Annotated in this window: 23 protein-coding genes and 1 riboswitch; of the genes, 13 read left to right on the top strand and 10 right to left on the bottom strand. The window is 45.5% G+C overall.

The features are described 5' to 3' along the window. Positions 1-176: 176 nt before the first annotated feature. The 4 genes from mnmE (at position 177) to JJ941_RS07290 (ending at position 3,928) form a co-directional block, all read left to right on the top strand. Positions 177-1,541: a tRNA uridine-5-carboxymethylaminomethyl(34) synthesis GTPase MnmE gene (gene mnmE / locus JJ941_RS07275; protein WP_366069245.1), complete on the top strand. Its 1,365-nt coding sequence runs from the start codon at positions 177-179 to the stop codon at positions 1,539-1,541. 130 nt (positions 1,542-1,671) lie between these two features. After that, entirely contained in the window at positions 1,672-2,232 is a 561-nt protein-coding gene (locus JJ941_RS07280; protein ID WP_290963266.1) for a hypothetical protein, read from the top strand. A 100-nt stretch (positions 2,233-2,332) separates the two neighbouring features. After that, positions 2,333-3,070 carry a tetratricopeptide repeat protein gene (locus JJ941_RS07285; protein ID WP_290963268.1) on the top strand — a complete coding sequence of 246 codons (738 nt, stop codon included), beginning with the start codon at positions 2,333-2,335 and terminating at the stop codon, positions 3,068-3,070. Between the two features lie 93 nt (positions 3,071-3,163). Further along, entirely contained in the window at positions 3,164-3,928 is a 765-nt protein-coding gene (locus tag JJ941_RS07290) for a hypothetical protein (protein ID WP_290963271.1), read from the top strand. Between the two features lie 8 nt (positions 3,929-3,936). On the opposite strand, the gene JJ941_RS07295 is transcribed toward JJ941_RS07290, so the two are convergent. The 3 genes from JJ941_RS07295 to secG all read right to left on the bottom strand — a co-directional run bounded on the left by JJ941_RS07295 (position 3,937) and on the right by secG (position 6,063). Beyond that, on the bottom strand, positions 3,937-4,344 hold the full coding sequence (locus JJ941_RS07295) for an SRPBCC family protein (protein ID WP_290963273.1): 408 nt from the start codon (positions 4,342-4,344) through the stop codon (positions 3,937-3,939). 171 nt (positions 4,345-4,515) lie between these two features. Further along, on the bottom strand, positions 4,516-5,409 hold the full coding sequence (locus tag JJ941_RS07300) for a carboxypeptidase-like regulatory domain-containing protein (RefSeq protein ID WP_290963276.1): 894 nt from the start codon (positions 5,407-5,409) through the stop codon (positions 4,516-4,518). Positions 5,410-5,685: 276 nt separating this feature from the next. Further along, positions 5,686-6,063 (bottom strand): preprotein translocase subunit SecG, encoded by a 378-nt coding sequence (secG, locus tag JJ941_RS07305; RefSeq protein ID WP_290963279.1) that lies wholly within the window; start codon positions 6,061-6,063, stop codon positions 5,686-5,688. A gap of 97 nt (positions 6,064-6,160) precedes the next feature. On the opposite strand from secG, the gene JJ941_RS07310 reads away from it, so the two are divergent. Continuing rightward, positions 6,161-7,084 (top strand): mechanosensitive ion channel domain-containing protein, encoded by a 924-nt coding sequence (locus tag JJ941_RS07310; protein ID WP_290963282.1) that lies wholly within the window; start codon positions 6,161-6,163, stop codon positions 7,082-7,084. A 69-nt stretch (positions 7,085-7,153) separates the two neighbouring features. Here the strand turns inward: JJ941_RS07310 and JJ941_RS07315 are convergent, their stop codons facing one another. Next, entirely contained in the window at positions 7,154-7,837 is a 684-nt protein-coding gene (locus JJ941_RS07315; protein WP_290963285.1) for an SOS response-associated peptidase family protein, read from the bottom strand. Between the two features lie 145 nt (positions 7,838-7,982). On the opposite strand from JJ941_RS07315, the gene JJ941_RS07320 reads away from it, so the two are divergent. The 5 genes from JJ941_RS07320 to JJ941_RS07340 all read left to right on the top strand — a co-directional run bounded on the left by JJ941_RS07320 (position 7,983) and on the right by JJ941_RS07340 (position 13,774). Further along, positions 7,983-8,360: a GxxExxY protein gene (locus tag JJ941_RS07320; RefSeq protein ID WP_290967728.1), complete on the top strand. Its 378-nt coding sequence runs from the start codon at positions 7,983-7,985 to the stop codon at positions 8,358-8,360. Between the two features lie 114 nt (positions 8,361-8,474). Continuing rightward, on the top strand, positions 8,475-9,404 hold the full coding sequence (locus tag JJ941_RS07325) for a CPBP family intramembrane glutamic endopeptidase (RefSeq protein WP_290963290.1): 930 nt from the start codon (positions 8,475-8,477) through the stop codon (positions 9,402-9,404). 407 nt (positions 9,405-9,811) lie between these two features. Further along, complete coding sequence (locus JJ941_RS07330) at positions 9,812-11,443, top strand: DEAD/DEAH box helicase (RefSeq protein ID WP_290963293.1); 1,632 nt, start codon at positions 9,812-9,814, stop codon at positions 11,441-11,443. Positions 11,444-11,735: 292 nt separating this feature from the next. Further along, positions 11,736-11,972 (top strand): hypothetical protein, encoded by a 237-nt coding sequence (locus tag JJ941_RS07335; protein WP_290963296.1) that lies wholly within the window; start codon positions 11,736-11,738, stop codon positions 11,970-11,972. A gap of 236 nt (positions 11,973-12,208) precedes the next feature. Continuing rightward, the gene (locus JJ941_RS07340; protein WP_290963298.1) at positions 12,209-13,774 is read left to right on the top strand and encodes a Na+/H+ antiporter NhaC family protein; all 1,566 of its coding nucleotides are present in this window, start codon (positions 12,209-12,211) and stop codon (positions 13,772-13,774) included. 236 nt (positions 13,775-14,010) lie between these two features. Here the strand turns inward: JJ941_RS07340 and JJ941_RS07345 are convergent, their stop codons facing one another. Both JJ941_RS07345 and JJ941_RS07350 read right to left on the bottom strand, forming a co-directional pair. Next, the gene (locus tag JJ941_RS07345) at positions 14,011-14,304 is read right to left on the bottom strand and encodes a GIY-YIG nuclease family protein (RefSeq protein WP_290963301.1); all 294 of its coding nucleotides are present in this window, start codon (positions 14,302-14,304) and stop codon (positions 14,011-14,013) included. A gap of 695 nt (positions 14,305-14,999) precedes the next feature. Then, positions 15,000-15,824, bottom strand: coding sequence for a dienelactone hydrolase family protein (locus JJ941_RS07350; protein WP_290963304.1), 825 nt, complete (start codon positions 15,822-15,824; stop codon positions 15,000-15,002). Positions 15,825-16,125: 301 nt separating this feature from the next. Between JJ941_RS07350 and JJ941_RS07355 the strand changes: the two genes are divergently transcribed. Beyond that, the gene (locus tag JJ941_RS07355; protein ID WP_290963307.1) at positions 16,126-17,121 is read left to right on the top strand and encodes an HNH endonuclease; all 996 of its coding nucleotides are present in this window, start codon (positions 16,126-16,128) and stop codon (positions 17,119-17,121) included. Next, positions 17,121-19,097, top strand: a complete 1,977-nt coding sequence (locus JJ941_RS07360; protein ID WP_290963310.1) for a DUF2075 domain-containing protein — start codon at positions 17,121-17,123, stop codon at positions 19,095-19,097. The genes JJ941_RS07355 and JJ941_RS07360 overlap by 1 nt, the downstream gene beginning before the upstream one ends. 26 nt (positions 19,098-19,123) lie before the next feature. Next, positions 19,124-19,240, top strand: a riboswitch (SAM-I-IV-variant riboswitch). A gap of 295 nt (positions 19,241-19,535) precedes the next feature. On the opposite strand, the gene JJ941_RS07365 is transcribed toward JJ941_RS07360, so the two are convergent. From JJ941_RS07365 to JJ941_RS07380, 4 genes are all read right to left on the bottom strand, one after another. Then, positions 19,536-19,931: a hypothetical protein gene (locus tag JJ941_RS07365; protein WP_290963311.1), complete on the bottom strand. Its 396-nt coding sequence runs from the start codon at positions 19,929-19,931 to the stop codon at positions 19,536-19,538. 354 nt (positions 19,932-20,285) lie between these two features. Next, positions 20,286-21,584, bottom strand: coding sequence for a M24 family metallopeptidase (locus JJ941_RS07370; protein WP_290963312.1), 1,299 nt, complete (start codon positions 21,582-21,584; stop codon positions 20,286-20,288). A gap of 601 nt (positions 21,585-22,185) precedes the next feature. Further along, a complete protein-coding gene (locus JJ941_RS07375; protein WP_290963313.1) occupies positions 22,186-23,646 on the bottom strand; it encodes a serine hydrolase domain-containing protein in 1,461 nt (486 codons plus the stop codon). Positions 23,647-23,828: 182 nt separating this feature from the next. Further along, on the bottom strand, positions 23,829-24,353 hold the full coding sequence (locus JJ941_RS07380; RefSeq protein ID WP_290963315.1) for a DUF1643 domain-containing protein: 525 nt from the start codon (positions 24,351-24,353) through the stop codon (positions 23,829-23,831). 195 nt (positions 24,354-24,548) lie between these two features. Between JJ941_RS07380 and tilS the strand changes: the two genes are divergently transcribed. Continuing rightward, the gene (gene tilS / locus JJ941_RS07385) at positions 24,549-25,889 is read left to right on the top strand and encodes a tRNA lysidine(34) synthetase TilS (RefSeq protein WP_290963318.1); all 1,341 of its coding nucleotides are present in this window, start codon (positions 24,549-24,551) and stop codon (positions 25,887-25,889) included.

Raw genomic sequence — 25,889 nt, forward strand, 5'->3', positions numbered from 1 at the left:
TTTGTTTTTGAGCAGAACCACTCGTAATAATATCCTTAGGATTTGCATAAACTGCTCCCTTCTTAGTGTAATGCAACTTCGGATAGTATTTTCGTGTAGTTTCTTTCTTTGCAAGCATACTTAATTATATGTAATTAGCTTGTTGTATCCAAAAGAACGAATAAATGAATAAAAAAATTTCAGAAAAAACACCAATAGCTGCTATAGCTACACCGGTTGGCGAAGGCGGAATTGCTGTCATCCGGGTTTCCGGCAAAGATGCTATTGCATTGGTAAATAAGGCTTTTAAAGGCAAAGACCTAACAAAACCGGACTCCCACACCGTTCATTTCGGGAAGATCATGAACAGTAAAGGACTGCCTGTGGATGAGGTGCTGGTGACTCTGTTTCATTCCCCAAAATCATACACCGGTGAAGAGGCAGTAGAAATATCCTGTCACGGCGGTGTGTTGGTTACACAGTCGGTACTCGAAACCATTTTAGCTCTCGGGGTGAAATCGGCCGAACCCGGAGAATTTACCCAACGCGCTTTCCTGAATGGCAAACTGGATCTGGATCAGGCCGAAGCCGTAGCCGACCTCATACATGCCAAAAGCTCAAAAGCGGTGGATGCCGCCCACCAGCAGCTGGAAGGGCGCTTGGGTGAACATATCAAAAGTTTCCGGCAGCAAATTATTGATGCCACCGCCATGGTGGAACTCGAGCTCGACTTTATAGAGGAGGATGTAGAGTTTGCCAACAAAGAACAGCTTCAAAAACTACTGGAAGAGCTGGATGCCGAAATCACGGAGCTCCTTGAGACCTATGAAACCGGACGATTGGTGAAAGATGGCGTTAAAACGGTACTCATAGGTCGGCCCAATGCCGGGAAGTCCACCTTACTGAATACCCTGGTGGGAAGTGACCGGGCTATTGTGACCGAAATTGCCGGAACCACCCGCGACACCATCGATGCCGACTGGAGTTACGACGGATTATTATTCAAGCTCATTGACACCGCCGGACTCCGGGAAACCGAAGATGTTGTGGAGGCGGAAGGGGTAAAACGCTCCCAAAAGGCTTTTGAACAGGCCGACTTAGTGATTTACCTGAAAGATTTATCTCAACCTTTCTCAGAAACTGAGCGGAAGGAAATTGCGGATTTTCAATCCCGGGCAAAAGATACTCCCTTTATCCTCATTGGCACCAAAGCAGATATTGAAGCAGAGCAGGAATGGCGCACCGAATTTGATTTAAAGATTTCGGCCCTGGAGGGAGAGCGCATCAAAGAACTTAAGCAGCTGCTTAAAGACCGCGCGTTGGAGAACAAGCATTACGATGCCTCCAGCCTGCTTGTCACCTCTACCCGCCACCGCGATGCTCTCCAAAAAACCAAAGATCATGTGCAATCCGCTCTGCGAGCTTTGGATCTGGGCATGACCGGCGACTTTTTGTCCATAGATTTAAGGGCGGCATTGAAAGAGCTGGGAACCATTACCGGAGAAATTACCAATGAAGATGTGCTGGATTCTATTTTCTCCCGGTTTTGTATCGGGAAGTAGTAAATGCTTTCTTTTAACTCAACTCACACCAGAGCAAATTATTACAACGACAATGATCTATTTTACATATACTTATCCATATTTAATTAACTTGTTTATCTTATAAAACCATCATATAAATCGTGCAATTATGAGAAGTGAAAGAGTTTTTAAAGATCGAAGGAGAAATGCTTACTTAGTCGTATTGGGTCTGATACTTTTGTTTTGGGGTGTATCAAAATTTCAAAGTGATAGTACTGAATCCCAAGATCCAAAAATTCAGGCTGCTAATAATGAACTCCCTGAAAAGAGAACAGCATTTACTCAAACAAACGAGTCAATAAGATTGAATCTTATGGTTGAATTAAGAGAAGATGCAACAGTGGGTGAAAGAGCTGAAATTTGGATAAAGAACATGGGTTCATGGTACTTGAATAATAAATATGATTCTAATGACCAGATTAATAAGTTTGGTTCAGTATCTACTACTACTCCCAATCTTGAAGTTGGAAAGAATCTTAAATTGTATTTCTATCCTGATGGAAGAGATAAAAATGAGATAGCGTTAGATTTTAAACTTTCTTCAGAATTCTGTTCACAAGGATGTGCGAGAGATGCTTTGAGAATTTCTGTTTTCAATAACAAAGTAACTTTTTTCGGCTTGCCTATTAAAGAAGCTCACGGTGATATTGAAATAGAAAAGAACCGATAATTTGGTTCACATTTTTCAGATCAAGTAAGCCCTTTCTAACATCCAACCTTTCAGCTATTCCGTATTATCATCCACTGTTCATCCATTCAATAATAGATCAATGAGATTAGTCATAATGCTGCTGGCGCTTACCGTAACATTCGGCTGTGCCAAAGAAAAAGACCGGGTTAATTATTTACGTCAGGGCTATAAGCTTTTGGATAAGGATAAGTTTCCGGAAGCCGAAACGGCTTTTACAAACGCTTTGAAATCCGGCTATGATTACAACAAAGCCTACATTGGGTTAAGCCTGACCAAAACCCGCAGTTTTCCAGAAGACAGTGCAGCCTATTATGTACAGAACTTTAAGGACGCTATTCCCCTGTTGGATAATGCCATTGAGGCCGACCCCAACAACCCATACGGATATGCGCTGAGAGGAGAAGCCAAGTTATATTCTTATGACTACAAGGGAGCTATTCGCGATTATGAGAAGCTGGTAACCATGGCACCGGCCAATCCCGGTGGTTTCTTCTTTTTGGGCAAAGCCAAGTTTGAAAACGGTGATTTTCAGGGAGCCATCAATACCCTCTCGTATGCTATCGGACTCGATTCTACTCTTTCCCAATCATTTTATATGCGGGCACAGGCCAACGACAGTTTGGGCAATTACAACGAAGCCATTTCTGATTATAATTTTTCTACAAGATTGGATTCCGGCAATACCGAAGTATTCATCAACCGGGGCAAAACCTTCCTTCAGCTTAATGAAAACGGCAGCGCCTGCTCTAATTTCACCACGGCAAAACAGCTGGGAAGTGACACTGCTGATGAGCTGCTTCGGGATCATTGTAAATAACCGAAATAGAGAGTTTTTGCCAGTTTGAAGCCATTTGGTATTTAAAAAGGGGGTGACTATACTAATCAGATAGTATAATTAACTTATCCCGTGATGAAAAAAGCACTCTTTCTGTTTCTATTGTTTTTATTGGCAGGAATAACGGCGGAAGCCCAGCCCGACCTTCAATCCCTTCAGCAGGAATGGGTAGATGCAATCAAAATGGGCGACTCAACAGCCGGCTTTTATTGGGATGACCGGAGTCTTATCTATTCAAAAATAAAGACTGCTGATGCGGAAAGCATAATTCAAGTCTTGAAAAAGGAAGAGATTCAAAACCTTCAGGGATATTTTCCCATTCAAAGCTTTCAACATGATAAATCCAGATATATAACCGTTGGCAAGCTCTTCACCTCAGCGGATTCTTTAATGCTGCTAACCGGCTGGCGCGAAGTGGAGGGAAGCTGGCTAAAGGAAATTGATGTTATTCTGACTTTAGAAAGTGAAACTACTCAGATTAGCTCTGTATCAGACCGGTTATTTGACCAGGAACGTAAGAAATGGGTCGAACTTGCAAACAAGCACAATCCGGAAGCTCACATCAAAGTCAGCTATACCGAAGACGCTACCTATTTTGGGAACGGGCAAAAATCAGAAGGACGCCAGGAAATTGCCGAGCGATATTCCTACATGGAGAACCCAAATTACCAGGTGGATCTTGAAAAGGAACGGTTTTGGAGAATCTCTGAAGGCAACGTGCTCGAAATTGGCCGGTATTTTACCGGTGCTGAACGCAGAGGAAATGGCGGATTATATATGATTTTATGGGAGAAACAGGAATCCGGGGAATGGCAGATTGAGCTGGACTTTAATTTTTAACTCTGAAGCTATCCGGCCTCGGTATATTTTTTAAAGTTATTCAGAATAGATTGCCAGCCCTCCTTTTGCATATCAACAGGAAGTTCGGTTTCAGCCTCAAAAACCGTCGTTATTTTCGTTTTGCCTTCTTCCTGGTCAAAGTCGGTGACTACTTTTCGGCCATCTCCAAGCGTATAGCTGATTTTCTTTTGGTCGATCACTTCATCATAAACTCCTTCAAAGTCAAAGCCAATGGTACCATCTTTAGATTCCATCCTGGCGTTATACGTACCGCCGGGGCGCAAATCGTTCTCAGCGCTTGGACAGTGCCAGTCATCAGAAGCGAAGTTCCAGTTCATGATGTGTTCCGGTAACGTCCAGAAGTCCCACACCTTGCGGATATCCGCATCAACCGTAGCTTTTATAGTGATTTTCATACCGCTCTCCTTTAGCATTCAAACATCATTGTTTGAATTTAATTGGCACTTTTAGCCTAATAAAGAAAATTAACCGGTCATTCGGAACAGTTTTGTGTTAAAAAAGCTGAATAAAAAAAGTCCTGTGCGCTAACACAGGACTGATTCACCAAACTATCTCAAACTAGTTTTTCAGAAGCTATTCAACATGGTTTCGGCGTCGGTTCCGAAGTCAATAAGTTCCAGTGAGGAAATCACTTCTTCACCTTCCATCGTTGACGATTTTACCACTCCACCCGGCACAGCTTCTGAAGTCACTCTCCAGAGCTTCAGAGAAATTTCGGGAGCTACCCCAAAATCTATGAGGTCGGCCGTAAAGGTGCCTTTGGGTACCTGAACTGATACTCCTTTTGCTGCAACAGCTCCCTCAATTGATTCCTGTGTCAGCTTTTGAGGTTGTGAATACCAGCCTTCTGATACCGGCTTTTCCTGGGGCTCGGAATCTCCCATCTTCTCGCGCAATCGTACAATTTGTTGTCTTTCGTCCGAAAACAGAACTTCCGCTATATAAACCGGTTCGTCCTCATCTTCCTCAAACATCACGATTTGCCACCACTGTTGACCGTTTTCGAGCTCTTTCAGGAATCCCTTTTTCATGATGGTACCAACATCACCATCCCCATCCGAAACCTGCCATTGGGTCCAGCCGCCTTCCGGGTAATCTTCTACCTCCAGCTCATACCCGTATCCCGTAAACAAGTAGTTAAACATCATCGGGTACATATTCACGTTCATGTTAATCCCGAAATTCAGGGAAGCCATTTGCACCTCTCCCGTCAGCCGGGCGGTAACCGTTTTCTTGTTATCAGCAGGCATGGTCACAATCATATTATTCGGCATATAGTTATCAGCATATACCGAAATATTGTGAATACCCAACGAACCGAACCTGATTTTTGCTGTACCGTCTGCACCTGTGGTGGTTTTCCGGCCATTTGAAGCTTCTACCTGTGCCCCCTGAATGGGATTACCTTCCTGATCCAGTACTTCCACCGTCACTGAATTGATGGGTACTTTGTTTAGCATTTCTGCCCCCGGCATCATGCAACCTGTAATTATTAGTGTCGATACCACACACACTATTCCTAAAACCCTTCTCATTGTCAATCTCCGTTTATTTTCAAATTTAAGAGCTGCCTCTGTTTTACAATGCGAAATAAAATAGAAAAAAGGATCAAATCTGCCACACAAAGCAAGACTTTTTTTGAGGGGAGGAAAGCGATCACGCCATATAATGGTGCCAATAAAAAAAGCCTCGCTCAACTAAGAACGAGGCTTTAAATTTCTTGAAGTAACCGGCTGTTAGTTATCGCCGTTGTCTTCGGAATTGTCCTGGCTGTTATCCTGCTGCTGCTGAGGAATAGCCGGAGCTGATTGGGAAGGAGATTCAATAGGTGCATTTACACCTCCGCCTTCCTGTAAAATACTCCGTTCTACTTCCCCGCGATCAATCGCGAAGTTAGCGAGCACACATAGTGCCAGAAAAAGGGCTGCAAGTACCGATGTTGATTTCGACAGTAAGTCAGCTGTTCTCCGGGCTCCGAGACCACCGCCTCCACCGAGGCCGCCTCCGCCACCCATTCCGGAAATTCCTTGTCCCTGTCCCGGTTGCAGTAAAACAACCACGATTAACAGGAAGCAAATAACAGCAATAACTCCTACAATAATATTATAAAGCATGTAATTAGATTCTTATCTTTTTGAGAAGGGTGCAAAGATATCCATTTTTACATACTATCCCAAGCATTGGGACATCAAAATTAATTAAATAACACGGATGCAAGACTTCACAGATCAAATCGCCGATTTCATTGCAAGCTCACCCAGTATAGCAGTACAACTTGTGGAAACTGTTGCCATCATCCTCATCCTCTGGGTTGTCCGCATTATTGCCGTCCGTGTTCTTCAGCGAAATGTAGAAGACAAGAAAGCCATCTATAAATGGCGGAAGAACATTACCTACATCGCTTTTTTTATCGGCGTGCTTATCATCGGGCAAATCTGGTTTCTGGCGCTGGGCTCCCTGGGGACTTTTCTGGGGCTGCTTTCTGCAGGTATCGCCATTGCCCTTAAAGATCCGGTAACCGACATCGCAGCCTGGCTATTTTTAATATGGCGAAAGCCTTTTGATATCGGCGACCGTATCCAGGTAGGGAATTCCAAAGGGGATGTCATTGATATTCGGGTGTTTAAATTCACTATCCTGGAAATAGGAAACTGGGTGGATGCCGATCAAAGCACGGGGCGGGTCATTCACATTCCCAATCACAAAGTATTTACCGAAGACCTCGCCAACTATACCAGCGACTTTGAGTTTATCTGGAATGAGATGGGCGTACTCGTCACCTTTGAAAGCGACTGGAAGAAAGCCAAGAAAATCCTGGAAGAGGTGGTTGAGGAGAATATGCATGAATTTGTGGAACAGGCCCGGGAGGAAGTCAAAAAAGCAGAAAAATCCTATCTCATTCAGTATCGGTATCTGACTCCCATTGTGTACACCAGTGTTAAAGACAGTGGCATCAACCTTTCCATACGGTATTTATCAGATCCAAGACGAAGAAGGGGCGTTTCTCAGGCTATCTGGGAATCCATTCTCGACCGTTTTGATGAGCACGACGACATCGATTTTGCCTACCCAACCATCCGCTACTACGACAACCCCACCGAAGGCAAACCCGGCACAACTCCTTCAGGGAATTAAAAATTCAAAATGAAAAATTGAGAATAGCATGAACTCATTTTTCATTTTGAATTTAACATTTTTAATTCTTCAATCGTCTTCCGGCCCGTCGTAGTTGCGGAGTTTTGGGATTGGCTGCACCAGCTCTTTGGAGTTGTTGGAAGGGTCATTCACTAACTCAGGAACTCGAAAAACAGACATATCCGGCAGCAGGTGATTACCTGAGAACCCATTTTCTAACATTTCAGGAGCATTTCCATTCAACCAGCGTCCGTAATCTTTTTCTTCCAGTATAACGGGCATACGGTCATCCAACGGTTCAACCAGGGCATTCGCCGGCATCGTGATTACTGCAAATGAGTGGATCAGGCGGCCGTCTTCCTGCTCAAATGAAGTGCAGATTCCAGCTAAACCGGTCACTTCTGTTGTAAGCACCCGCAGGTAGAAAGGCAGCGGGTCGTCCACGGTTTCCTTCCACTTATAAAACCCGGATACCGGAATGATACAGGGAGAGGTTTTAGCAAGCTGCTTCAGGTTTTTATTTTCAGCAAATTCTTCCTGCCCTATTTCAAAAAAGTCATCGTCAGCCTCTTCCTGCTTCAGTCCCCATACCGAGCTCACCACCGCCCGGCTATCCCCGTCCTTCACAACAATAGGCATCGTATTACCGGGGATGACGTTATAATTTGGATTGAAAAGGCTTTCAGCATCGGTCTGGCCACCAAAAGCTTCCTCAATAATAAATTTATCGGCTTCTAATACGTATCTCTTCATAAATCCATTATTTAGCTTGATTTATAGGGTTAACGAAAAAAGCCTGAGGTATTGTTCATTTTTTTAACGCAGAGACGCAAAGATTTCGCAGAGAATGCTGAGCCTTCTATGTTGACTCTTTCAGGAATAAATGCTTAAATCAGGAATGATAGAAAATGAATTATCAAAAATAATAATAGGAACTTGCATTGAAATTCATCGGGAGCTTGGCCCCGGGCTTTTGGAATCAGTTTATGAAGAAGTATTATTTTCTGAATTAAATGAGAAGGGGTTGCATGTTCAACGTCAGGTTTCAGTTCCGTTATTGTATAAAGAGATGCACTTTGAAACTGCTTACAGATTAGACCTGCTCGTAAATAACCGGGTTATCATAGAAATTAAGGCTGTAGAAAGTTTAGCACCGGTCCATTATTCACAATTACTCACTTATTTAAAACTATCGAATAAAAAGCTGGGCTTGCTCATAAACTTCAATGTGAAGCTCTTAAAAGAAGGGATACATCGAGTGGTAAACAAACTATAAACTCCGCGCCCTTTGCGATTCCCTCTGCGAGCTTTGCGTGTCTCTCCGCGCCCTCTGCGTTAAATACACACTTTTTTTATTACCTTCCTCCAAACATTATATCAACCATTACCCATGCAAAATCCATTTTTTAATTCGGAAGAAAACCGGCTTCGATCTTTATTTCGGGTACTCCTGTTTATCTTCTTGTTTGTTTTTATGATGGTAATTCCATCCCTGATCCCCTACACAGCTCTGGACTACATAGGCAGATCCATACTCACCCTTGGGCTGTTTTACATCATGTTCCGCTATGTGGATGGGCGTCCATGGAGCTTCTCGGGATTAAACTTAGATAGAACCTGGTTTATGGAATGTGCAGCCGGGATTGTTATTGCTGCGGTGACAATGGGACTTATATTTCTTACCCTTTGGCAAACCGGCGGGCTCGAAATCACGAGTTTTAGCTGGAATCGTAGCGGGGAAACCTTTTGGCTGATCCCGCTTTTGATCTTCTTTGTACAAATGGCTTCTGTCGGCTTTTATGAAGAAGTAATGGCCCGGGGATATTTGTTGCCCAACATCACCGAAGGATTCACTTTAGGCAACATCACCCCACAAAAAGCGGCTGTTATCGCTGTTATCATCAGCTCCGCGCTGTTTGGGCTTGGTCATGCCGGAAACCCCAATGCGAACATCACTGCCGTTGTTAACATCCTTTTAGCCGGGGTGATGCTGGCCGTGCCTTTTATCATAACGGGACGATTGGGATTGTCTATCGGTATTCACTTTTCATGGAATTTTTTCCAGGGGGGGATATTCGGCTTTCGGGTAAGCGGAATGGAAGTGCGCAACTCACTGATACAAATTCAGCAAGGAGGCCCCGATTGGTGGACCGGAGGCTCATTTGGCCCCGAAGCCGGACTGATCGGAGTGCTGGGCATCCTTCTGATTTTAGGGTTGACCGTTCTTTATCTTAAACAAAGCGGTGTTAGAATAGGTTATGCTGATCTTTTTTCGAATACTTTTACAGAGCAGAAGACAATCGCGGAAGAAGCTCCCTGAATTGCGAATGATCGATGGACCGATTAACCGATTTGCGAACTGGTATTCTGTAGTAACCACGACCAACCATCGCGAAGGGTTAAAACCCATTCGCTTGGATAATTGATTACAACCTGCCTCAACCCAGCATCACTCTACCACCTGTCATCCCGAAGAAATGAGCATAGCGAATGACTGAGGGATCTCCCTGAATTGCAAACGACCGATTAACCGAATTGTGATTTCGTTTTCATCAACAACCATCGCTAAAGAATCACCCTTAAAACGTTCAAAATTCGATGTTCCTTGTTCGATGTTCAAAATCCCTGAGCTTCATATACATTTTTTGTATATTGTGAAGTCTTTTGATTAAAGACACGATCTTTGAAAATTGAACTATAACGCCAAAATTGAATGAGGTGTAACCATTGTCTTTTGAAGAATTTGGCCTTAGCCCCGAATTAATGAGTGGGCTGGCCGACGTACGAATTGAAAAACCCACACCTCTCCAAACTGAAGTTATACCACCGGCACTACAAGGCAGACATATGCTTGTAAAACATGAAGCTGGTGATGACGGTGTATTTTTGATACCTGCATTGCAAAAACTGACAAGCAACGGAGAGGTTTCTGGCATACGAGTTTTAATACTAACACCATCTATTGAGCGAGTTAAGGAAATAGACGAAAAAGTTTGGGCCATGGGCTACCATGCTCAAATAAGTAGTGCAGCGCTTTCCATGAAAGGAATTCGCACCGCTCAGGAAGAAGCTATTAAAGATGGAGCACCGGTTGTGGTGGCAAACCCCGGCCGGCTGATTGAAATACTGGATAAGAATAAGCTGAAGCTTCCCAAAGTGGATCTCGTCATTATTGACGAAGCCCACGGCATGGAGAACTATAACCTGGTGAACCGGGTGAAGGACATCATGCAGTTAACCGAGGGTGAGCCACAAACGCTTATTTTCTCTGAATCCAACAACAAAGCTACCCAACAGCTTTCCTCTGCTTTCCTGAAAGACCCTGTGGTTCATGGGTTTGATGAATCCAATGTTAAGGAAGCTGCGTCTGACTCTGATTCCGACTCCGGACAAAAATCCGAAGCAAAAGAAGAATCTAAAGAGCAACCATCTGATCAACAGGAACAAGAAGAATCGGAAGATTTTGAGCTGGATCAGGAAGAAGTGAACCGCAAACTGGACGAGGCCAGTGTAAGCGTCGTGCTCAACCCGGAAGAAAATAAAGAGGAAGAGGAAAAAGAGGACGAGCAGGAAGCTAAGGCTGATTCCGATAATGAAGAAGAGCCTACCGTTCCTGAAGACCTGACCCAGGCATACATTTATGTTCCTCCAAGAGCGAAAATCTCTACCCTGCTTGCTCACCTTGAAGATACGCTGACGGATAAAATCGTGGTATTTGCTGCTTCCAAGCGCACTACCGACCGTCTGTTCCGCATCATCCGTAAAAAAGGATGGGGTGTAGTAAGCATCAACGAAGGACTGAAGCAGGAGTATTATGACGAACGCTTCGGAAAGTTTACTTCCGGCGACATGAAGATTCTGCTGGTTGGCGGACTTTCTGCCACTGAAATAGAACTGAATGAAGTGAAGCAGGTCATCAATTATGACGTGCCTAACGAAGTGGAAGAATATAAATATCGCGCGGAGCTGGTCGGAAATGGGAAAGCTGCCCGTATGGTGTCGCTGGTATCCAAAATGGATAAAGATGACATCGACGAGATTGTGAAGAAAGTAGGCTATGCCCCCACTGAAATTCCCCTTCCTGAAGAAGTGAAGGAGAAAAAAGGCCGAAGCAAGAAGTCGGATAAGAAAGATAAAAGCTCCAAGAAAAAGAGCAGCAATAAAAATAAGAAAAGCAAAAACGACGACCGCGACCGCAAGCGACGTAAAAAGCCGAAAGAGAAGAAATCCGCTAACGGACTTCCCCGTCCAAGTTATGACGGACTTTCCGGTGGAAAAGAAGGAGATAGCAACGGCAAACGTCCAAGTCCAAGCAAATCCGACGGAGCCTTCGGCTGGATTAAGAAGCTGTTCAACTAATGATCGCAGAGCTTTTGTGATTTATTAGTACCACAAACTTAAGGCGCATCTGATTATCAGGTGCGCCTTTTTTATGGCGCAACGCGACATCGCCCCGGTACGGGGCGTAAGAAATGCTGGAACAAGCCCCGTCATCCCTGACGAAGTGTAACGGAGATCCGGGATCTCTTTTTTATGGCAACCAACCATTAAAGGAGTCCTTTCCCCTTACCAAGGGGAAAGACAGAAAGGGGTCCGCCAGCGAAGGACAACACCCTTCAATTAAAGACCCCAAAACGCCCCTTATTTGCGAATGATCGATAGACCGAACGGCCGATTTGCGATTTGGTTTCCACGACCCTACCCACCCGTCAACCCGGACCTGCCTATGCCGGCAGGCAGGCGAAGTGCAACGAAGATCCGGGATCTCCCTGTCATGCATCCGAACATGCTGAGGCACTTCCTTAACATCATCAAGCTTATGCAAGCAGATCCTTCACTCCACATACGCTACGTTCAGGATGACAGGAGCGTTTTTATACATCCTTAGCCGTCCGCCAGGTGGCGGACGGGCATTACTTTCCAAGCAATGTTGGATACAGGTCTTCCCAGCCGGGGTTGATAGATTCGATAAACCGGTTCTCCAATACTTTAACATTCAATGTTGAATGTTCCTTGTTCGATGTTCCGAAGGAAGTTCCTTGTTGGATGTTCTCAGGTTCTTTATTGAATGTTCAGTGTTCATTCGGTACCATCCATTGCGATATTAAACAAACAACCCAGCCTATGAGTAATGATTTTGCCGGAACCAAAGAGAAGTGGAAAGATCCCAAAACCCGCCGCAGGATAGGTGTTGGTGCATTCATCGCGCTGATTATCGCCGGGGTGTATGCCGGAGTGAACCAGGTTTTCCCGGAGCAAAGCGGACATTACGGATTTTGGTCCATCATGCCGCCGCTGGTAGCCATTGTTCTGGCATTTTATACCCGCGAAGTGGTTAGCTCGCTGTTCATCGGGATTTGTTTGGGCGGTGTGATTTCCGGCAAGCTCAATATCGTACAGGATTTCCTGATTCCCTCCGTTGGAACCGAAAGTTTTGCCCTGATTATCATCGTGTACTTATGGGCTTTGGGAGGATTAATTGGCATCTGGACGCGAACCGGCGGTGCGGAGAAATTTGCCGTTTGGGCCAGTAAGAAAATGGTGCGCGGACCTCAAACCGCCAAGTTCTTCACCTGGCTGATGGGACTCGTTTTCCACCAGGGAGGAACCATCAGTACCGTATTGACTGGAGCTACGGTTCGGCCTGTGGCCGACAAACACAGGGTGTCGCACGAAGAGCTGGCTTACATGGTTGATTCCACCGCTTCCCCGGCCGCCACCCTGATCCCCTTCAACGTATGGCCGTTTTACGTGGGCGGACTCATCATCGGAACCCTCCCTTTTCTGGAAACGACTCAGCAGAGTATCGCCTTCTTCTTCACTGCCCTGCCCTATAACTTTTATGCGATTTTCGCCATCCTGCTCACCCTTGCTTTCGCGTGGGACAAGTTCCCTTTCGTACCCGGAAAGAAAATGAGAGCCGCCATCAAGCGCGCCCGTTCCGGACAAGGCCTCGATCGTGAAGGAGCTACGCCTATGGCTGCCGATGAACTTACCAAAAGTGCTGTTCCCGAAGACTACAACCCCGGACTCATCGACTTTTTTGGTCCAATTGGAACCCTGCTTGGAGTAGCCATCATCCCCTATGTTGTCACCTATTTTTTCCTGGATATGGGCGAAGACTCCATGCTGCTGATTGCCGAGGCTTTTGTGCTTGCTGTATTGGTTGGATTTGGAATCGCCTTAGCCAAAGGCATGAACCTGCAGGAGGTTGTTGATGGCTTTATTGACGGATGTAAAGGCGTTACCATCGGAGCGATTATCCTGGCCCTGGCCGTCACCCTTAAAGAGGTAGCCGATGCAGTCGGAACCGCCGCTTATGTGGTTGATACCGTCGGCGATGTAATCCCGGCCTTCCTCCTGCCCGGACTGTTGATGATCCTCTGCATGCTCATCGCCTTTTCCACCGGCACCTCTTGGGGAACTTATGCGGTTGTATTTCCGGTCGCCATCCCGCTGGCCTGGGCCGTGGTGCCGGATGTGTTTTTCCTAACCCTATGCTTTTCAGCGGTAATCGGCGGATCTGTTTTCGGAGACCAGTGTTCCCCCATTTCGGACACCACCATCCTCTCCTCCCTGGCCACCGGCTGTGATTTGATGGACCACGTGCAAACCCAATTCCCCCTGGCCATCCTCGCCGGAACCCTGGCTGTCATTTCCTACGCCGCCATGGTGATTTTATTTGTCTAAAAAATGAAAATGGCGCATCGCGGCATCGCCCCGCCTGCGGGGCGTAAGGGATGTGTGATAACGCCCTGTCATCCCGAAGGAATGAACAACGTGAATGACTGAGGGATCTCCTTGATATGCTGAGGCACTTCCTTAACATCATCAAGCTTATTCAAGCAGATCCTTCACTCCGCATACGCTACGTTCAGGATGACAGGGGCGTTGGCGACTATTCTAAGCCGCCTTTCAGGCGGGCATTACTTTCCAAGTAATTTTGGATACAAGTCTTCCCACTCCGGATTGATAGATTCGATAAGCTCAATCTTCTTTTCCCTCCTCCAGCCTTTGATTTCTTTCTCCCGGATGATCGCATTATGGACCCACTGAAATTCTTCAAACCATACCAGTCGGTCAGTATTGTACTTCGAAGAAAAGCCTTTAAACATTTTCTCTTTATGCTGACTGGTACGGACAATCAGATTATTTGTCATGCCGGTATAAAGCACCCCATACTTTCGGTTTGTTGTGATATAGGTAAAATAGGTTTTCATACACAGTCAGAGCCACACTAAACCAATTCCTTACAAAAAATATGACGCAATAATCGTCATCGCACCGGTACGGGGCGTAAGGAATGTGTGAATAAGCCCAGTCATCCCGAAGGCGTGAGCCTGCCTGCCGGCAAAGGCAGGCCTAGCGAACAACTGAGGGATCTCTGTGATTCGCGAATGATCGATAGACCGAACAACCGATTTGCGAAGTCGAATTCCTGGCCACCAACTAACCAAGGAGTCCTCTTTCCCTGCGGCGGTAGATACCTGCAAAAATCCTTTACACACTCGCCGGAGGGAAAGAGACAGACCTGCCTGCCGGCAAAGGCAGGGATAGGGTCCGCCAGCGAAGGACAAAACCCTTCAATTAAAGACCCCCAAACGCCCCTCATTCGCGAATGATCGATAGACCGGACAGCCGATTTTCGATTTGGTTTTCTACGACCATAGCCACGATCAACTACCGCGAAGGGTTGAAACCCATTCGCTTGAGTAAAGGAATGCAACCTCCCCTCATCACCAATCATTCGGGCCTGCCTTTGCAAAAACTTCGACATTCAATGTTCGATATTGAATGTTCAATATTCCACCGGCAGATCCTTCAATCCGCATACGCTACGTTCAGGATGACTGGGCGTTGTTATGTATTCTTAGCCGCCCTCCAGGCGGACGTTACTCGTTGAGTAACAGCTCTATTACTTCTCCACCTCATTGCCGGAAAAGGTCTCATTCAAAAAGCCCTTCATCTCTTCCCAACTCAGGCTGTCGGCCTGGGCGTTGTAGGCAAGCGGGAGGTCAAACTTCTGGCCGAGGGAATCAGCGGCGGGGTTGGTGTAGGCATGTTGGGCGCCGTCGTAATTGATGTATTGATAGTCTGCGCCCAGCTCTTCATACGCACCGGTCAGGTTGGTCACCTGCTCTTCCGTCACGAAGGGATCATCGGCGCCATTTAAGATCAGGATGCGGGAGGAGAGGGTGTCCTGAGGCATCACGGGGAGTTGGAGTCCGGCATGAAAAGCAGCCACGCCATCCAGGTCGGAGCCGGAGTTGGCCATGGCCAGGATCACGCTTCCGCCAAAGCAATAGCCGATAGCTCCTATTTTAGTCGAATCCACATTGCCCCGGTTTTTGAGGGTTTCCAGGGCAGCATTAAACCGTGCTTTGGCCGTGTCGAAATTGCTCATCACGTTATTGGAGAACTTCATGGCATCATCGGGATGGGAAGCCTGCTTGCCGTTACCGTACATATCCACGGCCAGGGCTACATAGCCGAGCTTGGCCAGTTCATCCGCTGCCCTGCGGGCGTGCTCATCATGGCCCCACCACTCATGCACCACCAGCACCCCCGGGCGCTTGGCAAAGTTGTTTTCGTCCTGACTGATATACCCATTCATGGTAATCTCATCGGTGGAGTAGCTGATCTCCTGCCCTACTACATTTTTATCATTGGTGCTGTATTTGCTATCGCCACACGCTGCTATCAAAAATAAAACAGGTGCAAGCAGTAATAATTTTTTCATCTCGTAAATCCGGGGTTCGTTTGGTATTCTTCGTTTGAATTGTTGATGGGTATAAAAGTATTCGGGGAAGAATGGTTCCGGCCGTGTCATAGGCTTTGTTTATGGGGGTGATGGGATACGAGCAACTCAATCTATACTCTTTTCAAAAACCCTTATATGCTTTTACAAAATCATCTATATAAAAAAATATTATCGTCTATACGTTTTGAAATTTTCTTCTAAATAGAAATTTTCAAAAGTCTTGATGATTTTTTCAGATAAGATTTAGCCTTTTTGAAAACAGTAAGCTATCATTGAGCACATGGAAAAAATCCCTGCTCACATATTAGAGCTGTTTGGAAATCTCAACAGCGATAAAAACCCTAAATACTGGAATGAACGTACCAAAGGCAGGGCTCCACATAAACCCTTTTTACTCCTTAGTATTCTGGATGGAACAGAACAGGGATGGATTGCAAGCAATCAGATAGCATTGACTCAGGAGCTGATCGAAACTTTTTTCACGTACTGGAATGCCATCATGGGTGAAGACCGGTCAACAACCCTCGCTTTGCCTTTCTTTTATATGAAAAGTGAGGATTTCTGGCAGCTTGAATACAATCAGGGTTATCCTGAATATTCAAATGCCCCGTCGCTTGGCGGACTTCAGGAACGTGTTTCCCATGCCGTGATTGACCCCGGCGTTTTTGAGTTATTCCTTAATTCAGAGACGAACCATCAGCTGCATTCTTTTCTTGCCGACACCTATTTTTCTGATGAGATAGCCAAAGAAGTTTTAGAGATTAGTTCAGCCAACGTTCAGTCATATCAATACACGAGAAGACTGGTTGAAATTGCCGCCGACCCTTTCGTAAAGTTTCATGGAGATAAAACCGATAAACAGAAATACCGGACGGGTAAATATCAGGTCAGAAAACAGGGATTTTCAAGAATTGTAAGAAGTAATTATAACTATACCTGTGCCCTCTGCAGAAACCGGGTTGTTACGCCTGGAGGAAAAACACTGGTTGAAGGAGCTCACATCATTCCCTGGAGCAAAAGCAGAAATGACGATCCAAGAAACGGCATTTCCCTATGCCGTTCACATCACTGGATGTTTGATACCTTCATGTTTACTGTGAATCCGAATTTTAAAATTCAGTTTTCCCGCTGGCTGAAAGACCAAAGAAATGAAATCGGAGAACTTTGGGAGCTGAACAATCAATCCATTCTGCTACCGGAAGAGTCATTTCGTCCCTCAGGACAGGCTTTGGAATATCATAATGAGAAGTTTGAAGAATTTCAGGAGAGTTTTTGATGCTTAACTATTTCTACAAAGATTCTATTTCTGCATTTTTAAAAAAAGCTCCATCAACAATACTAGGAGAAATTGCCCATTCCGATAACTTTGATACGCGAAATACCCAAAGCAAAGCATGGGAAATCCAAATCTCAATACTTAAGGAAACCCTTAAGGGCTTTGAAGGAGAATTATTTTTTGAATTTTCAATCCCAAGAATGGGGAGTCGAGTTGATGTCCTACTTATAATTCAGGATGTCATATTTGTGATTGAATTTAAAGTAGGTGAAAGTAAGTATTTAAGTTACGACATCGATCAAGCTTGGGATTATGCACTTGATTTGAAAAACTTTCATGAACCTAGTCATCAAGCCGTACTAGTTCCAATATTAGTAGCCACTGAGGCTAAAAACTCTTTTCTCGATATAACTACCACTTCACACAACGATAATCTTATTAACCCCATAAAGGCCAATAAATCAGAGTTAAGAAAATCAATTGAACTTACACTCGACTTTTTAAGTGAAAATGAAGTTATAGATGGGGAAAAATATTCAGCAGGAAGATATGCTCCAACACCAACAATTGTTGAGGCAGCTCTTTCATTATACAACACTCACTCTGTTGATGAAATCACGAGAAGTGATGCTAGCGCCAAAAACCTGTCAGAGACAACAGATGTAATCACAAAACTAATTGATGAAGCACGAAAACAAAGGAAAAAAAAGATCTGCTTTGTTACGGGAGTCCCAGGAGCAGGTAAAACATTAGTTGGGCTGAATGTTGCAACTGAACACCTCGATCATAAAAATGGTGATGCAAGCGTGTATCTATCAGGAAATGGCCCCTTAGTAAATATTCTGCAAGAAGCTCTTGCCAGAGATCGGGTAAAAAGGGAGAGAGCAAAAGGAAACAAGCTGACTAAAAAGCGGGCAAGATCCAGTGTAAAAACATTCATTCAAAATATTCACCACTATAGAGATGAATACATCAGAGATCCTAAACCTCCTGTAGACCACGTGGCAATATTTGATGAAGCTCAGCGAGCGTGGACTAAGAAACAAACCGTAAGCTTTATGAAAAGAAGGAAAGGAATTGATGATTTTGATTCATCAGAACCTGAATTCTTGGTTTCATGTTTAGATCGGCATGATGATTGGGCCGTGATTATTTGCTTGGTTGGTGGTGGACAAGAAATCAATACTGGTGAAGCAGGAATTTCAGAATGGTTGAGAGCTATTAAAAATCGTTTCACAGATTGGGAAGTTTATATATCACCCAATTTAACGGATTCAGAATATGATGCGGTAGAGTCTATTCAGCAGTTAAGTGAAATTACCAAAGTACATCTAAACAAAGACCTTCATTTATCTGTTTCATTACGTTCATATAGAGCAGAAAATCTTTCAGCTTTTATTAAACATCTTTTAGACCTAAATGTTGAAAAGGCTCAAAAAGCATTAGAAAGTATCCCAGTAGATTATCCAATTGTCTTAACTCGTGATTTAAAGGCTGCCAAAAAATGGTTGAAAGAAAAAGCCAGAGGAAGTGAAAGGTATGGGTTAATCGTATCATCACAGGCAGAAAGGTTGAAACCATATGCAGTTGATGTTAAATCTCCAATGAATCCAATTCACTGGTTTTTAAATGGTAAAGATGATGTGCGGTCTTCTTACTATTTGGAACAAGTTGCCACAGAATTTCATATTCAAGGACTTGAATTAGATTGGACTTGTCTGATTTGGGATGGGGATTTACGATACTCGAAAAATGGATGGGACTTTAACTCTTTCAGAGGCAGCAAATGGCAGAATATTCTTAAAAAGGAAAGGCAGGATTATTTAGTTAATGCCTATCGCGTTTTACTAACAAGAGCAAGACAAGGAATGATTATTGTGGTGCCAGAGGGAGATTCAGAAGACCATACCAGAAAGTCTGATTTCTATGACCCAACATTTGAATATTTAAAAAGCTTGAACATCAAAACAATTTAGGTTTTCAGCTTTTAAGCTCTGTTTTTTACAAACATCAAGAAATCCGCCCATCGGCGGATTACCAACCGACCAGTCATTCGGGCACGGTGGTTCAATGATGTGGGATCGATTAAAGTATTCATCATTCAAACAGCGAGTCTCATCTTTTACCCATTGATCTTGGTGTAACGACAAAACCGATCAACCTTAACCAATCCATCGTTACACACATGAGCTATACTAAGAACGGAACAGGAATTACTTTCCCAAACTACCTCACCGATTTATTTAAATCATAAACTTATTTAGTATCAAAAGAACACCATTTGATTTGCGAATGATCGATAGAGCGATTAGTGATTCTATTAATCGATTAAACACCCCCCAGAAAGTTCGGCGTTCCTTGTTCAAAATTGGCTCATCGACATATTCCGGCAACGTGTCGAAATCATCGACATATCAGGAGGAAAGCAGCTCGTAGAGGCGCGTATTCAGGTATAACATTTCACGTCCCACCTGTTTGCTCTTCAAAATTCCGGCCGACTCCAGTTCTTTTAAATAGTCGGCAGCGGTTTGCCGCTTGGCCGAGTTTCGGCCTACCAGGAATTTAACTTTGCAATAAGGCTGTTCAAAGAGCAACTCAATCAACTCCTTGGAATACACCCGGTCGGGCAGCTTGTGTTTGGCTTCTTCCAGGATTCCATCCAGCAGGATGCGTATGTCATCGATCCGCTTCATGGTTTTTTCGGCGGTTACTTCCACGGCCTTTAACATGAAAATGAGCCAGGATTCCCAATCCTGTTGTTCGGTCACCCCCCGGAGGAGGAAGTAATATTCCGGCTTGTGGGAAATCACATTTTCTGCGTTATGGTAGAGTCTTAAAATAAAAATAGAAGCAAGGGAAGGGAAGCAGGAGCTTCCGGGATGGCGTTCCGAAGGTGGACCTTCGGAACGAGAACAACGAGAACATAGCGGTTAACGAAGAATCTCTTTGATGTGCGAATGATCGATGGACCGATTTGCGATTTGCGAATGGGTTTAATGCAAAGGGACTGTAACGAACTTTGATCCTAATCAGGGAGATTGCTTCGTCGTTATACATCCCAAACCAATCATACCCAACCGCCTCCTCGCAATGACTGGTATTATAAAACCCATAAACCTCGATCCTGATCACTGATCATTGGTCATTGGAATTTGAACTTCAACTCACTCCACCAAAATCCACTCTTCCTGAGGAGGAATCAAAAACTCAGCCCCGTCTTCCGTTATCACCGCCATTTCCTCTACCGATATGGTTTTATAGGTGCTGTCGGTGAGCGGCCAGCTGTGGAAACCATCGAAGGCAAACACCATCCCCGGCTTAAGGAGCTTCTGGGCTGAGGGGCGCTGCCCCGGGATATGGGAACCGCCTAAATTCGGTCCGGTGTCGTGAGCTACATACCCCACCGGGTGACCGGTACTCCACATCACATATTCCGATCCGTTTTCTTCCATCAGCTTTCGCTGGGCGGCATCCACGTCTTCGCCCCGCACGCCGGGTTTCATAGCGTTGAAAGCCGCACGGTTTCCGGCTTTGGCCGACTCCCAGTAAAACTGAATGTCTTCCGGGGCTTCGGTTTCTCCTTCTTTTAATACATAAGCAAAACGCTGGATGTCACTCACCCACCGGTCATACAACTTAATGCCGAAATCAGTTTGGATTACATCTCCGGGCATAATCACTTTGTCGGTGGCGTGGGAATGTCCGCGGTCGGCTCCTGAGTTTACATTTGGATTCTGCGTAGGGTTCCAGGCTTCTCCCACTCCATACTCTTCCATTTTCGCATCCAGGAAGGCGGCTACCTCGGCATCGGTGGTTACCCCGGGCTCAATGATTTCATAAGCTTCCAGCTGCCATTGAGCCGTCAGCTCTGCAGCTTTGGTCATGATCTCTACCTCACGGGGCGTTTTCACCGACAGCCACTCATAAATCAGCTCTTCCGATGAAACCAGCCGGCCGGAAAGCTCAGCACCCAATGCTTTTTCCAGTGCCTGCCGCTGAGTGAAACTGAGTCCGTCGGCCTGGGCGTTGGAGGCAGATGAGTTTACCGCAATGGTTTCGAAATCCTTCTGACGGATGAAATCTGCTGCCTGCTCCATAGCGGACCGGCCCCGCTCTACCGGAATTACCTCATCATGAATATCCAGTTCATCCAGGGCGGTAGCTTCCCCAACGGGCGAATATACCCGCGAATGAAAACCGTCTTCATCCCGATAGAATAGAAAGGCCGCCGTACCTCCGGCATTCTCCCCGCCAATGTGATCGGCGATGGGGTCATTGTTATTCTCCCGGCAGATGACGATCCACGCATCTACTCCGGCTGCTTCCATGGCCTGCGGTAACAGGGTAGAAATCCGCTCCTTCCGTATCTCGGGCCATGGCGACTCGCCCCACTCAATCGGCGGCTTGGTTTCAGAAGTACAGGCAGTTGCAATAATCAGAATAGCACAAAAATAGCGGAGCATGGCTTGTGTTATAGAGTTTGAGATTGTTGAAGAATGAGGGAATATGAACATCCAACAAGGAACATCCAACTTTAAAGGATGAATTGTCCGCAGGAAAATGACTGCCCGCAGGGCAGCTTAGAAAGCCCGAGTGTGCAATTGTCATCCTGAGCGTAGCGAAGGATCTGCCGGTGGAACACCGAACATCCAACATCCAACATTGAATGTTGAAGTTTTTGCAAAGGCACCCCCGGGATTCCGGGTTATGAGGGCAGGATGTATTCCTTTACACAAGCGAATGGGTTTCAACCCTTCGCTGTGGTTAATCGTGATTATGGTCTTAGAATACAAATTCGCAAATCGGTTATTCGGTCTATCGATCATTCGCAAATCAGAAAATCGATCGCTGATGCTGTGTAGCGGAGACTTTAATTGACCAGTGTTGTCCTTAGCAGGCGGACCCCTTTCTGTCTTTCCCCTTTGGTTAAGGGGAAAGGACGCCTTGGTTAGTTGGTGGCTAAGAATAGGAGATTCCGAATCTGCGTTACACTTCACCTGCCTGCCGGCATAGGCAGGCCCGGGATGACGCAGGGGGCTAAATTAGACTTTTTAAGCCCGGGTTTTACTCCAGCTCTATTTTATCTGACATATAATTATCGTAGTACTTCATATGAATGACTTCACCTTTATCATTGCGGATGAAGCGCATGCTTTCGCCATCTTCTCCGTTATCCCGGATACGTACAAAATGGTCTTTATCCACCCGGCGGTATTTGGAAAATTCACCCGGGTTATCGGCCGGAAGTCCCATCCTCACCAGTTTATCTCCCCAGGTGCCTACATAGCTGATGCCTCGACCAACCTGTCCCTCATAATAACCGGCATATGCTTTCAGCTCCATAGCCAGTTCTTCATCGGCCGCTTCTATACTCCCTGCTTTGGATAAAATAGCATGGATGCCCCGTGCGTATTTTCCGGGACTGGGATTATTGCTGTTAGTCATCACCGAGTAGGCTCTTTTTGATTCCGGATTCATCATCAGTGTGCTTCGGTAACCGGGGCAATACCCTCCATGGCCAACCCATTTCTTGTCGCCGGGACCTTTATACACAGAAAACCCCAGTCCCCAGCTGGTTCCAAAATCGCTATCCATCCAGTGAATGTTGTGCATGTTTTTAATGGTGGAGGGATGCAGGATCTCCTCTTCTTCCGCATCATAAAGGCGAAACTGCCAGGCAGCAAAATCCGCCAGGTCTTCTACTGTAGAGCTGAATCCAGCTGCCGGGGTTACCCCGTTGGGGTCAAATAAATCCAGCTTATGCTGTTTGCCTTCCATAGTTTCAACGGTATATCCAACAGCAAGCTGACCTCCCCATAAATCTTCCGGCATATCGGGTCGGGTATCATCCAGCTCCAATGGTTCCAGGATGTGTTCTGTTACATATTCATCATAAGTCTGCCCGGATACTTCTTCCACAATATATCCCAGTAAAGTCTTTGCCAGGTTGCTATACTGAAAGTAAGTGGACGAGGGATATAGTGTCTCCTGTTCATTCAGCGATGAGAGTATTTCCTCTTTGCTCGGGAATTCAAGGCTGGGATCAGTCCAGTGCGAATAAGCATTTTCGCGTGGCAATCCCGAAGAGTGGGTGAGTAGATTACGAATGGTAATAGGGCCGCTGAGCTCGAATTGCTGTTCAAGGTCATAACCGGGCATCACGTCTTCCAGCCGGTCATCCAGTCGCAGTTTTCCATCTTCATATAAATTCATAATTGCGATGGAAGTAAATAGCTTGGAAATAGAACACACGCTGCAAATGGTGTTGGTTTCCATTTTCACATCTTCATCCGGATTTGCTTCTCCGTAGGCCCCTTTCCAAATGACCTCCTGGTCTTCCAGCGCTATGGCACTGATGCCGGGTATTTCATCAAACTTCTGCATGGCGTCCATCCACACTTCCACCAAAACAATGGCCTCTGTGTAGTCTGTTTTGGACTCTTTTTCCCCGTTTTCTTTTTCCTGTGCATATAGTCCACTGCCCGCTGTTAGCAGACAAAGAAGCAGTATTGTTTTCTTTCCCATGATCCCCGGATTAGATTAGTGTTGAATGCATGGAATTGAAGCAATTATAACCGTTTTTGCAAGAACTTCTCCTCCGGAACATTGAATAAGGAACATCCAACATTCAATGTTGAATTGAGGCAGAGTTGCTGAGATTTGGATATTGGGATTTGGTACTTGGAGCTTGGAATTTAGAATTTCCTCTAAATCACTTCTTCCACATATCGCTGCACATCAAATTCATCCATGGGAGCCGTTTTCCTCAGGTACAACGGGTGGTGAGGATGCCCGGCTTTGGAGATGCGTCCGCGGGTAAAGAACCGGTTGCCGTTGCCTGAGATGGCGTCGTAAATATCCTGCAGGCAGCGCGACAGGTACGGTCGTTTTTCAATCAGCGTTCCCCAGGCACACCAGATGTCGGCGGACAGATCGTCAGTTAGTTCCGCAATCACTTCCACGTTTTTCTCGTGAATTTTCTTCTGGAAGTTTTTGTGCATTTTATCCGGATTGGTGGCCCGCTGCGGATAGAGGTTGAACATGAGCCAGCCGTCATAATCGTTTTCCATCGCAAATCGGGCTACAGATGCCACGGTGGGATCCAAATCTCCCGGCTTGGCCGTGGAGGGATTCACCCCAAAACAAATCAGCGGATTATCGCCTTCCTGTCCCAGCGAGTAACGGGTCAGTGGTTCATCGTGATGGTAAATCCAGGGGCGGTTGGGGTACATTGGTCGGGTTTGAATTTGATTTTTGAAGATGGGAATATCGATGTTTTACATTCCAAGTTCCAAGCCTGTGCGAAACACCCAACAAGGAACACCGAACGTTTAAAGAGAAGATAACTTCATACAAGCCTTTGAACTTCTAAGTTGGATGTTCCTTGTTGGGTGTTCATCTTTCCTAATTTCTTCCTACTTTTTTCTATGGCAAAATCTATTTCCAAAAAAATTCAGAAGCACCTTTCTCAGAGCCTCGCCGATTATTTTGAACCGGATACCTTTTTCATTCTGGGTGTAAGCGGCGGGCCCGATTCGATGGCTTTGCTCTATCTTTTTCATCTGCTGGAGCGGGAGGCGCTGGTGGTTCATGTCAATTATGGCAAGCGCGGGAAGCAGGCAGACAAAGATCAGGAACTGGTAGAGCAGCTGGCTTTTCAGTGGGGATTTGAGTGCTGTTCCATTCGGCTGAATCCAAAAGAGGCAGAAGGCGAGAACTTTCAGAACTGGGCGCGCACACAACGGTATCAGTTTTTTCGGGATTTGAAGGGCGACTTTAAAGCTGAAGCTATTGTTACGGCTCATCATCAGGATGATCAGGTGGAAACTATTTTACAGAAGCTGTTTCGGGGAAGCGGTCCGGCTGCCTGGCAGGGTATGAGAGAGTGGGATGGCAAGCTATTTCGCCCCCTGCTCAATTTTGATAAAAAAGATATTCTCGCTTTTTGCGAAGCAGAAGCTATTCCCTACCGCACCGATGAAAGCAATAAAAGTTCTGATTATGCGCGAAATTTTATCCGAAATGAATTCGCCCAACAAATGGACAACCTGCTCCCCGGCTGGAAGCAAAACATTCTGAACCTCCCGGAACAGGGCAAATTATTTGAAGCCAGTATCACGGAAATCACTGAGCAGGTGACGAACAACAACAGCATCAACCTGAAGAAATACGCTCAGCTTCCGCAAATCCTGAAGCCGGCTGTGCTCAAAACACTGCTTGATCAGTTCGGGCTGGAGGGCGTCTATTCCAAAGGTCAGCTTGAAACATTAACGGAACTTGAATTTCTGCAACCCGGAAAAAGCATGAAAGTCGGAAACCTCGTTTTGACTCGCGAACGGAACGGGATTCACCTTCAGAAAGATGAAAGCATTGACGACGTCTCCCAAAAAATCTCGAAAGAAAATGCACGAGAAGGCTATAGGCTGAATGGCGTCACCCTGAAAAAAACAAAGAAGCCGTCCGTCAAATCCGCGCTGAAGCTGGATGCCTCCAAACTTTCCTGGCCGTTGACGCTGAGAAGCTGGAGCGATGGCGATGCCTTACAGCCTTTGGGGATGGCCGGGCATCAGAAAGTATCCGACCATCTGACAAACCGGAAAATCCCCTCACATTTTAAAGAAAAAGCTTTGGTATTGTGCGGATCAGATAGTACTATTTATGCTATTCTATATCCTGTTCCCGCGACTAATAATGAGCAGGGAGCCATCTCTGAATTGGCTAAATGCGAATCCACATCAACTACTTTTTTGACGATAAATTTCAGTTAG

The sequence above is a fragment of the Gracilimonas sp. genome, assembly GCF_017641085.1.
GTDB lineage: Bacteria > Bacteroidota > Rhodothermia > Balneolales > Balneolaceae > Gracilimonas.